Genomic DNA, 14,818 nt, shown 5'->3' on the forward strand with positions numbered 1-14,818 from the left:
CGTGCACGTCCATCCATTTATCCCGCCTTGGCAATCGCATCGAAGGCCAGCAGCTTTTCGAGAAGCCGCGGCATATCCCGCAGATAGACCATGTTGGGACCATCCGAAGGCGCATTGTCAGGATCTTCGTGGGTTTCCACGAATACGCCAGCGACGCCGACAGCGACCGCCGCACGCGCGAGCGTCTCCACGAACTCGCGCTGCCCTCCGCTCGAACCGCCCTGCCCGCCCGGCTGCTGGACCGAATGCGTGGCGTCGAAGACCACGGGGGCGCCCATCGCCGCCATGATAGGCAGCGATCGCATGTCGGAGACCAGCGTATTGTAGCCGAAGGAAGCACCGCGTTCGCAAAGCAAGATGTTCGGATTTCCGCTCGAATTCAGCTTGTTGAGGACGTTCTTCATGTCCCAGGGCGCGAGGAACTGCCCCTTCTTGACGTTGATGACGCGGCCGGTCTTGGCGGCGGCAACGAGCAGGTCGGTCTGACGGCTGAGGAAAGCTGGGATCTGCAGGATGTCGACGACGGTGGACACCTTGGCACACTGCTCTTCGGTATGAATGTCGGTCAGGACAGGAAAGCCGTATTCCTTCTTGAGATCGGCAAACACTTCAAGCGCCGTTTCGAGGCCGATACCGCGCTGCGCTGACAGCGACGTCCGGTTCGCCTTGTCAAAGGAGGACTTGTAGACGAGGCCGAGACCAAGCTTGTCGCACAGTTCCTTCAGCACACCGGCGACCATGAAGGCATGCTCGCGGCTCTCCATCTGACAAGGCCCGGCAATCAGCGACAGCTTGCCGGAATTCGAAAAGGTGACGCGGCCGGCGCCTTCGCCGACCACGACTTCGGAATTTGTCTGGCTCATCGTTTCTCCTCGAAGGCGAAGAGAGCGCCCTGTCCGGGCGCGGCCTTCACCAGAATTCGATTGTTCTTGCGCGTATAGGTCATCCCGTTAGCAGCCAATTGCGCTTCTGTCACGGCGAGATCGCCGACTTTGAAAACGATGGCAACACCACGCAGACCGCGATCGTCGGAAGGCGCAGGGATGTCGAAGTAGGCGTCCAGTCCATCCGGGGAGAGAACACTCACTCTGGCATTCGGAGTTGTCACACTCACACCGAAGGCCTCATTGGTCGTTCCCAAACTGTGGGCGGCGGCGCGCAGGAATGGTCCAAACGCCTTGGGGTCGGGTGCCCCAAGCACGATCTCTGCGATCCCAACCACCCCATTTGGATGCACTTGCAGGGCTTTCCGGTCGGCTGGCAGCGGGTTGACACGTTGGCATGTGAAGAAAAAGAAATCGGGAGCGCGCAGGTCAACTGCAAAGGCGAGCTTGAATGCGGCCGTCACCTCCGAGCCACCGGGCATCTTCATCGGCCGCTCGAACTGCAGCATCTCGCCGCCATTGATCTTTTCGGACAGAAACCGGGCATGGTCGCGATCGGCATCCGCCGTCGCAAAGACCACGGCAGACAGCCCATCGTCTCCACATCGGAATCGAAAGGCACGGTCCCGCGCGGTGAAGACATTGCCTTTCTGCGCCGAAGCTTCATGCAGTTCGGCATTAGCGACCCCGAGAGGCTCCAGATAAGTTTCGTCGGCGAAGAATATGCAGGCATTCTCGGTCCCAAACGGGTGCCGGGCGTCGGGCGCGACGGTGAATCCCAGCTTTCCGAGACGCTCGCGTGAGAGCCTGATATTTGGAACCGGCAGCACGATGTGGTCCAGCGGATGTGCTTCGCTCATGGCAACTTCTCCGGAATTTGCGAAGATGTGCGCCGGGCAACAGGACAATGCAACCCCCTTCTACGCTTTCGGTCAAATGAGACGCAAAAACTCAGCAAGTTGCAGGCAAGTTTTACGAAAATTTAGGTACTTGCGGAACACATATGGAACATATAGTGTCTGTTCTGGCTTTGTTTCACGACTCTGGGGTTCAACTTCGATGCTGACGCGCAAGCAACAGGAGCTTCTTCTCTTCATTCACGAGCGAATGAAGGAGTCCGGTGTCCCCCCTTCTTTTGATGAAATGAAGGATGCCTTGGACCTCGCGTCGAAGTCAGGCATCCACCGCCTGATTACCGCGCTGGAGGAACGGGGCTTCATTCGCCGACTGCCGAATCGGGCCCGCGCTCTGGAAGTCATCAAACTGCCCGAGGCATATAACCCGAGCCTGCAGCCCCGCCGCGGTTTTTCGCCGAGCGTTATCGAAGGCAGCCTCGGCAAACCACAGCCAGTTGTGGCGCCGAAGCCAGCGCCGCAGGGTGACAACGGCGGTTCTGCCTCTGTACCGGTCATGGGACGGATTGCTGCCGGCGTACCGATTTCGGCAATTCAGAACAATACCCATGACATCACGGTTCCGGCGGACATGCTTGGCCCAGGCGAGCACTATGCGCTTGAGGTCAAGGGCGACTCGATGATCGAGGCCGGCATCTTTGATGGCGACACGGTAATCATCCGCAACGGCAGCACCGCCAATGCCGGCGACATCGTTGTTGCGCTTGTCGATGATGAGGAAGCGACGCTCAAGCGCTTCCGCCGGAAAGGCGCCTCCATTGCACTTGAGGCGGCGAACCCGGCTTACGAGACGCGCATTTTCGGGCCTGACCGTGTCAAGGTCCAGGGCAAGCTTGTCGGCCTCATTCGCCGCTATCATTGAAGGCAAGCGGCTCGCCGTCAAAGGTGCCGCTTCGCCAATTATACGCCCGATGGCGGATCCAAGGGCGGTCGAGCCTCGTATAGGCCGTCGTGACGACGGGGCTACCTTGATCGTCGATCCTTACCTCAGCGCCACCAAAGCGACGCAAGGTTTCGCCGGTGAACAAAAGTGCGCCTGACCGGCACCCCGTCGTGCGGAGGCGAGCGGGTGTCACGACGATATCGGCCGTATCGCCCGCAGCGCCGAAGTAAGCGGGATTTTCGACGATCGTCACGACGTAGCCGCTATCGTGCGTGGCTGTGCACCAGGCGCCTTTCAGGCATACAAATCGGTTCTCAGCGCTCGTCGCAGCCTGACGTAACGCATCGCGGGCATTGCGCAATTCCACGGCAGATAACCTTTCCGATCTGCCTTGACTGTCCCGCCGCCTGATAGCGTTGACACCCTCCAACAATCGCGGTGGTTGATCTAGCTCCGCGGCGAGCGCCCTTCGCAATTGGTCGAAAATGAAGTCAGGCGGATGCGGCCGGTTCGGTGCAAGGACTTGTCCTCTCACAATCGCGACGAGATTGCCGTCTTCGGCAATGACGATGTCGGGCGGCGGTTCGCTCGGCGCAACCGCAACAAGCGCTGTTGCCAGCGCCGCAATACCAGCGCCGAGGTAGCGGATCTTGGTGCGCAGAATGGCAAGTAAGAGGAACCCTGCAACCGCCACAGGAAAATACCAACCCGGCAATTTGCCGATATCGATATTGCCGCCCCAGGCCGAGACCATCTGGGCAATGGCGATCACGATGTCGAGCCCGAAACCGGCAATTTTCCACGGAATGACGTCGAGGCCAAACGGTGTCAGCAGCATAGCGAACATGCCCATCGGCATCACCACGAAAGAGATCACCGGCATGGCCATGAGATTTGCCGGCAGACCATAAGCGCTGAGCCGGTGGAAGTGCTCGACGGCGAAAAGCGCGGTCGAGAAGCCGCCGATCATCGAGGTCAGCAGGATGCCACCAAAGAAGCGTATGATGAAAACGACGGGCTTTACTGCGGCGACCTGCAGCAAGGGATGTTCGCGCGGCGGCCTTCTTGACCAGATCGCGTAACCCGGGACGAGAGCAAGCGTCTCCGCAAACGACATCTGGAAGCTCGGGCCCAGGGCCTCGGATGGTAACAGGAGTAGGATCACCCTCGCGGACAAGACAATGTCGCGCAAGCTTATCGACGGGCGATCGAAGAACACCGCGGCGAGCATGATCGCCATCATGATGAGTGCACGCTCCGCCGATACCGCGAAGCCCGAGATCATGTAGTAGGTCGTCAGCGCCACGAGCGCTCCGGCAGCGGCAATCTTCTTGGTCGGGTATGCCTGCACGATGGAAACAGGCTCAGCAACTGGCGCAGGCCGACGAAGAAGATGCCGGCAGACAGCGCCATGTTGAGGCCGGAGATTGCCACGATATGAGCCAGCCCCGCCTGCCGCAGAGCCTCGGTCGATTCTTGCGAGATCGCACGTCGCTCATCGGTGACAAGAGAAGCGGCGAAGGCGCCGGTGTCGCCCTGCAGGATTTCGCGGATACGGTCCCCTATTCCGCTTCGAAGCACGTCCAACCAGTTCACAGCGCTGTCCCAAACGGACCGCTGATCGGTGGTTACAGGCGATGAAGCGCTTGGCGCGCCATAGAAGAAGCCATTCGCGCCGATGCCATCGAAATAGGCGCTGAAGGCAAAATCATTGAGCCGGGCAGTGCTGGCCCAGCCGGCGGCGTCAATCGCGCCCGGCCCGTCACCCACTCACCGATGGCGAAAGGTTCCGCCTGCCCTCGCGCGACCATGGAAACACGCTCAGGTGGCCGCTTTATCTCGGGCGATTGCGTCGATGAGACGGAGACGATGTAACGCCACCGGCCACGGCCATCCCCTTCCCGGCGCTCGACACGGCCGATGATCGTCGTCGTCACCGCTGTCCAATATGATGGTCGCCTTGCTCCACGTCTCGAACTGGGCCGCGAACATCCCCGTTACGCAGAGCAAGCCCGCCAATGCGAGATTTCGAATGAGCTTGCGCCCCGGGCCCGCCATCAGCGCGACAACGGCGAATGCCGCGAACCACGCCACCATCGGGAGCTCGGCCGGGGCACTTCCAAGCACGAACCAGAGGATCGCGCCCGCCCCAGCGAAGACGGGCGAAACCAGGAAGAACCCCCCATGCTCTATCTCCGTTGCCACGGCGAGCCGAAGCCACAAGGTACAACGATCCGACGCAGTCCTTATCCGTGTCGGCCACGGCACGAAGGATTGCGTCCGGAAAGTTAGCGGTGGTTCCGCAGGAACTCGTGGCACGAGGAAAGAAGGCTGTGCCGCGCGCCCAAACGCGTCCGCGCCGGGTGTGGCTTCCCTCACCTCCAATGGCCTCAACCCCGGCATGCATTGCGCCCAAAAACAGCCGCCCCTACAACCAGAATGAAAGCTCACGGGCTTCCAAGCAAGAATAATCGATTGAAAATCTGAAGGAAAATCGGAAGCCGGAAAAGCTAAGGATAATCATCAGCTTCTGCTATGCGCAGGGGTCATCGCAGAAGTGCCCAAAAGTTGATACTGCGATGCACAAAATGGCGTCACGGTAACTTGGCATTAGGCGCGCGATCATATAGCAATCATCGACGACGCTTAACCCTATGGCGCTTTTATGGCGCCAACCGCCAGTTTGGAGGATCATAATGACGGAACAAAGCGCAACACTGAAAATCGGTGACAAATCAGTCGATCTCGCCGTCAAGAGCGGCACGATCGGTCCTGACGTCATCGATATCGGCGCCCTGTACAAGAACACGGCTTCCTTCACGTACGATCCTGGTTTCACCTCGACCGCGTCCTGTGAATCGAAAATCACCTATATCGACGGTGACGCCGGCGTACTGCTGCATCGCGGCTATCCGATCGAGCAGCTCGCCGAGCACGGCGACTTCCTCGAAGTCTGCTATCTGCTTCTCTACGGAGAACTGCCGACCGCAGCCCAGAAGAAGGACTTCGACTATCGCGTGACGCATCACACGATGGTGCATGAGCAGATGAGCCGGTTCTTCACGGGCTTCCGCCGCGATGCACATCCGATGGCTGTCATGTGCGGTTGCGTCGGCGCGCTGTCGGCGTTCTACCACGACTCCACCGACATCACCGATCCGCATCAGCGCATGGTCGCAAGCCTGCGTATGATCGCCAAGATGCCAACGCTGGCCGCCATGGCCTACAAGTATCACATCGGCCAGCCCTTCGTTTACCCGAAGAACGATCTCGACTACGCGTCGAACTTCCTGCGCATGTGCTTTGCAGTTCCTTGCGAGGAATATGTGGTCAATCCGGTTCTGGCCCGCGCCATGGACCGCATCTTCATCCTGCACGCCGACCACGAGCAGAACGCGTCGACCTCGACCGTCCGCCTCGCCGGCTCGTCGGGTGCAAACCCGTTTGCCTGCATCGCAGCCGGCATTGCATGCCTCTGGGGCCCGGCACACGGCGGCGCCAACGAGGCAGCGCTGAACATGCTGACTGAGATCGGCACTGTTGACCGCATTCCGGAATACATCGCCCGCGCCAAGGACAAGAACGATCCGTTCCGCCTGATGGGCTTCGGTCACCGCGTCTACAAGAACTACGATCCGCGCGCCAAGATCATGCAGAAGACGACGCATGAGGTTCTCGGCGAACTCGGCGTCAAGGACGATCCGTTGCTCGAAGTTGCGATGGAACTCGAGCGCATCGCCCTGACCGATGAATACTTCATCGAGAAGAAGCTCTATCCGAACATCGACTTCTACTCCGGCATCACGCTGAAGGCCCTGGGATTCCCCACGACCATGTTCACCGTGCTGTTTGCCCTGGCCCGTACGGTCGGCTGGATTGCCCAGTGGAACGAGATGATCGAAGATCCGGAGCAGCGTATCGGTCGCCCGCGCCAGCTTTATGTCGGCGAACCGGAGCGCGACTACGTGCCGGTTTCCAAGCGCTAATCGGCGATCACAGACAGCAAAAAGCCCGGTCAGAAACGACCGGGCTTTTTCTTTTGGAGAACGTCGAGAACAATCTCTGCCGCATGTTCTCCCGGCGGCTTCTCGGTCTGCATTCTCTGCCAGAGAACGTCGAAGCCCTGCATCATTGCCTGCCGTGGCAGGCTATCCGCTGAAAGCTTCTCCATCCAGCGAGCGAAGCTGCCGCCGCGGACCACGTCGTTGATATACTCGGGCACAACAGCGTAATCGGCGATCAAGTTCGGAAGCGCAGCACTCCACGTTTTGATCTTGCTGGTCATGAGCCTGATGATCCAGTCCGTCTTGTACGCCGAAACACAGGGAACGCCCGTCAAAGCCAGCTCAAGCACGACAGTGCCGGAGGCAGCCATGGCGGCATCGGCCTCCGTGAATGCTCGCCACTTCGCCTCGGCTCCCGTCACGATCTCCGGCTTGGCCGTCCAATCCTTGACGAGCTCACGGATCATGGCTTCACGGCGTGGCATCGTCGGCAAGATGAAACGCATCTCGCCGTTGCGCGCTACCAACTCGCTAATGGCATCGCCAAAGTGTGGCAGCAGCTTGGCGATCTCCGACGAGCGCGAACCCGGCAGAAGCATGACTGTCTTGCGGTCGGCCTGGTTTCGCGGCTTCGTCTGCGCGCGCTGGCGTCGTGCATCCAACAGGTTGGGATCGGCTGTCAAGCGGTGGCCGACATAAGTTGTCGGCGGCCCGCCCAGCTTGCGCATCACGTCCGGTTCGAATGGCAACACAGCGAGCACATGGTCGACATAGGCGAGCATGCGCTGCGCCCGGTATTCCTTCCACGCCCATACGCTGGGGCAAACGTAGTTGACGACAGGCAAGCTGGGCAGCGCCGTGCGAACACGCTTTGCGACTCTGTGCGTGAAGTCGGGACTGTCGACGATAATAAGCACATCAGGCTTTGCGGCGATGATGGCCGACGCCGTCTCACCGATACGCCGAACGAGCCGCGGCAGCTTCGAAAGCACCTGGGTGATGCCCATGACCTGAAGGTCGGCGAAATCGAAAAGCGAGCGCAGACCCTGCGCCTCCAGCCCCTCGCCGCCAACGCCGATGAGTTCCACGTCGCCAGGAAACTTTCGTTTCAGAGCGGCGATCAGGTCGGCACCCAGGAGGTCGCCCGAAACCTCTCCAACAACAATGGCAACTCTCAGTGAAGCTTCGCTCACGCCAGCCCCCAGGATGACAATCCCCTATCCAGTCCGCATACAAAGATACCGGCTTCATCGGCAGCCTTGATGACGGCGTCGCGCTCCAGGATGAGCGAGCGGCCTGCCTCCACAGCCACTCCGGCAAGTCCTGCTCTCTGCACGTTCTCGATGGTCGAAATGCCGATCGATGGCAGGTCCGCGCGGATATCCTGCTGCGGTTTGCACAGTTTCACCAGCACGCCGCGGCGGCGCTGAGAAATTCGCCCCGCCGACCGCAGCTCGGTGACACGCTCCAGCATGCTGTCCGTGCCTTCCACGCCTTCGAGCGCGACAATGCGACCGCCGACCGACACCGACCCTTGGCCGACGTCCAGCCTGCCGAGCGCATCCGCTGCTTCTGCGGCTCGCGCGATGTCCTTCGCATCATCGAGGCTTGGTCGCACAGCGCCCAGCGGACCGACCGATGCCAGCAGATCCGGTGCGATCTCGTGCGCGCCGACGACCCGGCGCCCATTCTCTTCGATCAGCGTGATGACCATCCGCAACACGGTATCGTCGCCACCAGCGAGCAGCGTCCGGATTGTCGACGGTAATTTCACGAGGGTCCTCAGCGTCGGCCGCACTTCGCGCCATTCCGGACGCCGGCGTACACCACCTGACATCACGACGCGGTCGATGCCGTTGCCTTCGAATATCCGACTGAGAGCGGCAAAATCTCCGACCCCGATAACCGCATGGTCAAAGCCTTCCCAAGAGCGATCGGCCTCGTCCTTCAGAGCGATAATAAAGGGATTTTCACCTGCTTGCCGCGCCGCGGTGGCGACATAGGACGGCAGAAGCCCGCTACCTGCGATGATGGCCAAGCGGCCTTTTGCCATGTCACCCGCGAGAGCCAAGCATCACCCTTTCTGTCCCCTGGTCGGAGAGGAAAGAGCGCGATCGCTATCGGCTGCGATGAAGTCGAGGATCTGAAGGACCTGCTCGCAATCGGCGTATTCATCCCGGATCGCGGCGGCGTTGGCACGGATCGAACCGGCGCCTTCGAAGATCGCCTTGTAGGCGCGCCGCACGGCATGAATCGTCGCCCGGTCAACACCGGCGCGAGTCATGCCAACGACGTTCAGTCCACTCAGAAGGCCCGGATTGCCGTTCAGCATGCCATAGGGAATGACGTCATAGCTGACCGCAGAGAGACCGCCGACGAACGCCTGGCGACCGACACGCGTGAATTGGTGCACGGCACAGCCACCACCAAGAATGACACGGTCCTCAATAGTCACATGGCCGGCGAGCATCACGTTGTTGGACATGATGACGTTGTTTCCTACCCGGCAGTCATGGGCGATATGCGAATTCGCCAGGAAAAGGTTGTTGTCGCCGACAATCGTCTGGCCACCAAAATCGGCGGTACCCGTGTTCACCGTGACGCCCTCGCGGAACGTGCAGTTGTCGCCGACCGTCAAGGTCGTTTCTTCGCCGCCGTGATGGACGCTCTGCGGATCGCCGCCGATCACGGCCATCGGGAAAACGCGGCACCCCTTACCGAGCGTCGTCCTGCCGGATACGACCGAATGCGCCAGCAACTCCACGTTATCACCCAGCACGACCTTCGACCCGACATGGCAGAAAGGGCCGATCTTCACGTTCTCGCCAATCACGGCGCCATCTTCGACGACCGCCATGGCGTGAATGCTGGCGCTGGCTGCTATCGTGCTCATGCCTGATCCTTGCGAACGATCATCGCCCCGATGTCGGCTTCGGCGACGAGCGCTCCATCAACCTTAGCATCGCAATGGAACTTCCAGATATTACCGCGCTGTTTCTGTTTCTTCACGTGGTATTCGACGCGATCGCCGGGAACGACCGGCTTGCGGAAACGCGCGTTATCGATCGTCATGAAGTAGACGAGATTGCCGGTTTCGCCCTGCTTCTTGGCGCAGATCGCGCCGGCCGTCTGCGCCATCCCCTCGATGAGCAGAACTCCCGGCATAATTGGCGATTCCGGAAAGTGACCGGTGAAATGCGGTTCGTTTGCAGTCACGTTCTTGATACCGACCGCGGATTCGTCGCCATCGATCTCGATAATCCGGTCTACGAGCAAGAACGGATACCGGTGTGGCAGCAGCTTCATGATCTCGATGATATCTGCCGAAGAGAGCGAAGTCTTTGCTTCCTCAGTCATTCTTTTCTCCCGTTTTCTTGCCGCCGGTTGATCGCGCCAAAATCGCGGCCGTCTCCCGTAGAAAATCGTTGATGGGGCGGGCCGGCACACCGCCGTAGCGCTCACCAGCGGGGATGTCTCCGATCACGCCGCTCTTTGCAGCGATCTGCACCCCGTCGCCAATCTTGATATGTCCGTTCAGTCCTGCCTGACCGCCGATCTGCACGCCGTCGCCAAGCACCGTGCTGCCGGCAATGCCGACCTGCGAAACGATGGCACAGTGACGCCCGATGCGGACGTTGTGGCCGATCTGGACCTGATTGTCGATCTTCGTGCCCTCGCCGACGACCGTATCATCCATCGTACCACGATCAATCGTTGTATTCGCGCCAATCTCGACATGATCCTGGATGATCACCCGGCCGATCTGAACGATTTTGATCATCCCGCGTGGACCCGGAGCGTAGCCGAAACCATCCTGGCCGATCCGTGCACCATTGTGAATGATGACGCTGTTGCCAATGAGTGCGCAGAGCACGCTTGCGCCAGCCGCGATCGTACAATTGCGGCCGATCTTGACGTTGGGGCCAATGATAGCGCCGGCGCCAATATGTGTGCCCTCGCCGATTTCAGCGTGCGCACCGACCACCGCCATCGGCTCGATCGAAACCTTCCCTTCGAGACGGGCCGTAGGATCAACAACCGCGCGATCCGAAATACCAGGGGCTTCGGAAAAAAGGGCATCTGGCCGCAGCGCCTTCGGGTAGAGGAATCCACCCGCCATCGCAAAGGCCGCATGGGCATTCTTCGAAATCAGAACAGGCAGATGATCCGGCACCAGCGAGCGCAGCCCCGCGCTGCAAAGCACTGCAGACGCTGCGCATGTCGCAAGCTCGTCCTTGCTCCGCTTCGAGATGATGTAACAGAGATCGCCCGCCTTCGCCCGACTTACGGGGGAAACGGAACGGATCACGACATCTGCATTTTTGGGGTCAGCAAGCTCTGCCCCAAGATACTGCGCTAACTCCGAGAGTTTCACGCCATCATGGGGCAGAAAAAAGCTATTTTGCTCCATCGGCAAATCTCCAGAACGGAATTCGGCTTTACGGTTCCGGACTGCCGATATCAGAATTGGTTGTTTATGCCAAACTTGAAGTGCTGCGTCTTGTCGAAGTCTTCCTTGGCGACCGGAATAGCGTAGTCGACGCGCAGCGTACCGAATGGCGACGCCCACATAAGACCAACGCCGACGGACGCACGGAGTGACGCATCTTCGCCGTTCACAGTATCACCGAGCGGGTCGACATCATTGCCGAACAACGTGCCAGCGTCGGCGAACAAGGCGCCACGCAGGCCAAAGTCGCGCGGAACCAACGGGAGCGGGAACGTCGCTTCAGCCGAGACCGTGAAATAGGTTGTACCGCCGAGCGGATCGTCGTTTGCCCCGGCAATGCGCGGGCCGATGCCCTTGTTTTCGAAGCCTCTGATATCGCCGTTGGTCAGCGTGAACTGGTCAAAGACGTTCAGGCTCTTGTCAAAGCCTACAACATAACCCGCCGAACCCGTAACCGAGCCGATAATGTCAGCATCATCGGCCAGCAGATGGAAATACCGCGCCTTGCCGTAGATCTTATAGAACTGCGAGTCACCGCCGATACCAGCAATTTCCTGCGTAACGCTTGCGTAGATGCCTTCGCGCGGCAGCGTCATGTCGTCAAGCGTGTTGTAGGTCAGCGTCTGCGAAACAGACGACTTTACCCATGGGCTATTCTCAACAAGGTTCTGATACGGCGCAGACAGATCGCTCAGCGAACCCGAGGGATCGTACTTCATCTGCTTGTAGTTGTAGCGGAACGTCGTCGCCAGATCTTCCGTGATCGGCGCCGTGGCACGAAGAACACCGCTGTTTTCTTCGTAGTCGTAGTTATCGTTGCTCGACGTCTCGCTGTGATTGAGGTCGAAACCGACAGCCAAACGGTAACCGAGGAAGTAAGGCTCAGTGAAGTTCAGGCCATAGGTACGAGAACCTTCCTGACCACCACCAGCGCTGATCTTGATATACTGACCGCGACCCAGGAAGTTCTTTTCCTCGACCGAGGCTTCAAGCAGCAGGCCGTCGCCGCCGGCCGCATAGCCCGCGCCGATACCGAACGAACCCGTCGACTGGTCCTGCACATCGACCACAACGACAACGCGGTCCGGAGAGCTGCCCGGCTGCGTCGAGATGTTGACCGACGAGAAGTAGCCGAGAGCTTCGAGACGGCGCTTTGCCCTCGTGATCATCTGCTGATTGAAGGCGTCCCCTTCGCTCATGTCGAACTCGCGACGAATGACAAAGTCGCGCGTGCGGCTGTTGCCGCGGATTTCGATACGCTCGACATAGGCGCGCTCGCCCTGGTCAACGAGGTATTCGACGCCGATCGTGTTGTTCGCCAGGTCACGATTGCCGCGCGGCGTTACGCGCGCAAAAGGATATCCAGCGGAGGCGACCTGGTCAGAGATCGCTTCCATCGACTTCTGGACTTCCTTGGCGCTGTAGACCTGGCCCTCGCGAGTGCGGACGAGCCCCTGCAACTGCGTGGCATCAACTCCGGGAACCGTCGACTGCACGGTTACGGCGCCGAAATTGTAGCGCGGACCTTCTTCGATATTGAAGGTCAACGTGTACTTGTTGGTCGCCTCGTCGAAGGTCGCGTCCGACGAGATGATACGGAAGTCGGCAAAGCCGCGATTGTAATAGAACTGACGCAGCGCCTCTTCGTCAGCGCGAAGCTTGTCTTCGCTGTAGACGTCCTTGCGGGTCAGGAACGACAGGAAGTTGGAGCGCTTCGTGTTGATGACCGAAGCGAGACGGCCGGAGCTATAGGCATTGTTGCCAACGAAATTGATGGCGCCGATCTTGGTGCGATCACCTTCGTCAATGACGAAAGCCAGATTGACGCGACCTTCGCCGAGCGGCACGACCTGCGTGGTCACCTGGACCTCGCTGCGACCGGTTGCCGCATACGCGTCCTTGATCGACTGAATGTCCGCCTGGATCTGCGCGTCGTTAAAAGGTCCGGCCGCGTGCGTCTTCACGATCGCAGCAAGCTTGTCGTCCTTGATCTTCCGGTTGCCGTTGAAGACGACCTGGTTGATGAGCTGCGCTTCCTGGACCGTCACGACCAGCGTGCCGCCGGAAACGGAAATCTTGACGTCGGAGAAATAGCCCGTGTCGTAAAGCTGCTTCACCGAGTCATCGATGTCGGTGTTGGAGAAGCTCTGGCCAGGCTGGATTGTGAGGTTCGAGCGAACGGCCTCAGCGCCGACACGGCTGGCGCCGCGCACATCGATGCGCTGAATCACTGCAGCTTCTGCCGTCGTAGCGGAGACGAAAACCGCTGCACCTGCTCCCGAAGCAACAATACCTGCAGACAGCGCAACCGCCGATACTGCGTTCAAAAATCTTGAACCAGCCTTCATTTCACCCATTACCTTTTTTCTCGTCCCCGGCCCCAGGCGTCCCCCGATTCCGGTCACGTGTGTCGTTTTACCCGCTTTTGCCTTACAAGCAAGGGAGCAAGTTAATTTCTGTTTACTTCATTTCAAAGCGTGACGCATTCGCCACTACAGCTTTGAAACATCGTAAATAAATGGTAATTTCCCTCGTCGAGCAATCAACCAATCAAAGCGCTTATATCGTTCCAGGTGGCAAAAACCATCAAGCTCAAAACCATCGCCAAGCCAATGCGAAACGCAATGTCCTGCGCAGACGAACCCAACGGTTTTCCCCTCACCGCTTCAATCGCATAGAACATCAAATGTCCGCCATCAAGTACCGGAACCGGCATCAAGTTCAGTAATCCGATGGAAACAGACAAGACAGCGGCAAGCTGAAGCAAAGCTGCAACGCCCAACGTCGCCATCTGACCGGAAGCCTGAGCCACGCGGATCGGTCCGCCAAGCTGGTCTGGCTTCATATAACCGGAGATCAGGTTACCAATATACTTGAAGGTGCCAGTTACGATGTGCCAGGTCTGGATCGCGCCTTCCTTGACCGCCTCCAGCGGCGAGTAGGTCTGTACCCGGAAGTGGCCGACCTCCTGGTTGGTGACGATGCCGATCAGGCCGATTTCGATCTTGTTGCCGAACTGGTCGGTCATATCGGTTCGCGCCGGCACCATCGGCACATCCAGCTTCTGGCCGTTGCGCTCGATCGTCACGACAATTTGCTGCTCGGGCCGAATGCTGACGTAGCGCCGGACGTCGTCAAAAGTCTCGACCCTCGTTCCATCGATGGCGATCAGAAGGTCGCCAGGCACGACGCCCGCTTCGGCTGCAACGCTGCCCGGCTTGACTTCCGCAACCACAGGATCAGCAACCGATCGACCGTAGATCGAGAAGAGAACCGCAAAAATCGCAATCGCCAGGATGAAATTCGCTATCGGGCCAGCAGCAACCGTTGCGGCACGCTTCCACAGCTTCGCGCCGGCGAAGGACCGCGCACGATCCTCTTCCGACATTGACGCGAGCTTGTCGTCATCGGGCCTGCTCGATACATCCTCGTCGCCGAAGAAGCGGACATAGCCGCCCAGCGGTATCAGTGAGAGCTTCCAGCGGGTTCCATGCTTGTCGGTGAAGCCGAGCAATTCCGGACCAAAGCCGATCGAGAACGCCAATATGCGGATGCCGCTCCATCGCCCCACCAGATAGTGGCCCATTTCATGCACGAAAACGAGCAATGACAGCACGAGGACAAAGGGCACGATATAGCCCGTCAGGAATGCCAATATACCGGTCAAGCCAAGCATCTGATTT

Annotated in this window: 11 protein-coding genes and 1 pseudogene; 2 read left to right on the plus strand and 10 right to left on the minus strand. The window is 59.4% G+C overall.

Annotation, left to right across the window (positions count from 1 at the left end; genetic code table 11):
- Positions 1 to 17: 17 nt before the first annotated feature.
- Positions 18 to 863, minus strand: a complete 846-nt coding sequence (kdsA, locus tag RHIBUN_RS0107165; protein ID WP_025659028.1) for a 3-deoxy-8-phosphooctulonate synthase — start codon at positions 861 to 863, stop codon at positions 18 to 20.
- Positions 860 to 1,744 carry a VOC family protein gene (locus RHIBUN_RS0107170; protein WP_025659029.1) on the minus strand — a complete coding sequence of 295 codons (885 nt, stop codon included), beginning with the start codon at positions 1,742 to 1,744 and terminating at the stop codon, positions 860 to 862. The genes kdsA and RHIBUN_RS0107170 overlap by 4 nt, the downstream gene beginning before the upstream one ends.
- 199 nt (positions 1,745 to 1,943) lie before the next feature.
- On the opposite strand from RHIBUN_RS0107170, the gene lexA reads away from it, so the two are divergent.
- Positions 1,944 to 2,660, plus strand: a complete 717-nt coding sequence (lexA, locus tag RHIBUN_RS0107175; protein WP_025659030.1) for a transcriptional repressor LexA — start codon at positions 1,944 to 1,946, stop codon at positions 2,658 to 2,660.
- Here the strand turns inward: lexA and RHIBUN_RS33155 are convergent.
- Positions 2,641 to 4,931 (minus strand): annotated as a pseudogene (locus RHIBUN_RS33155) (ComEC/Rec2 family competence protein). The gene lexA and the pseudogene RHIBUN_RS33155 sit on opposite strands and share 20 nt — an antisense overlap.
- A 446-nt stretch (positions 4,932 to 5,377) precedes the next feature.
- Between RHIBUN_RS33155 and gltA the strand changes: the two are divergent.
- On the plus strand, positions 5,378 to 6,667 hold the full coding sequence (gene gltA, locus RHIBUN_RS0107185; protein ID WP_018858813.1) for a citrate synthase: 1,290 nt from the start codon (positions 5,378 to 5,380) through the stop codon (positions 6,665 to 6,667).
- A 29-nt stretch (positions 6,668 to 6,696) separates the two neighbouring features.
- Here gltA and lpxB read toward each other — a convergent pair whose 3' ends face one another.
- From lpxB to rseP, 7 genes are all read right to left on the minus strand, one after another.
- Entirely contained in the window at positions 6,697 to 7,878 is a 1,182-nt protein-coding gene (gene lpxB, locus RHIBUN_RS0107190) for a lipid-A-disaccharide synthase (RefSeq protein WP_025659031.1), read from the minus strand.
- A complete protein-coding gene (locus RHIBUN_RS0107195; RefSeq protein WP_025659032.1) occupies positions 7,875 to 8,756 on the minus strand; it encodes an LpxI family protein in 882 nt (293 codons plus the stop codon). Before RHIBUN_RS0107195 ends, lpxB begins: the two co-directional genes overlap by 4 nt.
- Positions 8,757 to 8,759: 3 nt before the next feature.
- A complete protein-coding gene (gene lpxA / locus RHIBUN_RS0107200) occupies positions 8,760 to 9,578 on the minus strand; it encodes an acyl-ACP--UDP-N-acetylglucosamine O-acyltransferase (protein ID WP_025659033.1) in 819 nt (272 codons plus the stop codon).
- The gene (gene fabZ / locus RHIBUN_RS0107205) at positions 9,575 to 10,042 is read right to left on the minus strand and encodes a 3-hydroxyacyl-ACP dehydratase FabZ (protein WP_018858817.1); all 468 of its coding nucleotides are present in this window, start codon (positions 10,040 to 10,042) and stop codon (positions 9,575 to 9,577) included. The genes lpxA and fabZ overlap by 4 nt, the downstream gene beginning before the upstream one ends.
- Positions 10,035 to 11,096 carry a UDP-3-O-(3-hydroxymyristoyl)glucosamine N-acyltransferase gene (gene lpxD, locus RHIBUN_RS0107210; RefSeq protein WP_025659034.1) on the minus strand — a complete coding sequence of 354 codons (1,062 nt, stop codon included), beginning with the start codon at positions 11,094 to 11,096 and terminating at the stop codon, positions 10,035 to 10,037. Before lpxD ends, fabZ begins: the two co-directional genes overlap by 8 nt.
- Before the next feature lie 50 nt (positions 11,097 to 11,146).
- On the minus strand, positions 11,147 to 13,483 hold the full coding sequence (gene bamA / locus RHIBUN_RS0107215) for an outer membrane protein assembly factor BamA (protein WP_025659035.1): 2,337 nt from the start codon (positions 13,481 to 13,483) through the stop codon (positions 11,147 to 11,149).
- Between the two features lie 194 nt (positions 13,484 to 13,677).
- A complete protein-coding gene (gene rseP / locus RHIBUN_RS0107220) occupies positions 13,678 to 14,811 on the minus strand; it encodes an RIP metalloprotease RseP (RefSeq protein WP_025659036.1) in 1,134 nt (377 codons plus the stop codon).
- Between the last annotated feature and the right edge of the window lie 7 nt (positions 14,812 to 14,818).

Origin of the sequence: Rhizobium sp. IBUN (assembly GCF_000510625.1) — a bacterium.
In the GTDB taxonomy this organism is placed as follows: Bacteria; Pseudomonadota; Alphaproteobacteria; order Rhizobiales; family Rhizobiaceae; genus Rhizobium; species Rhizobium altiplani.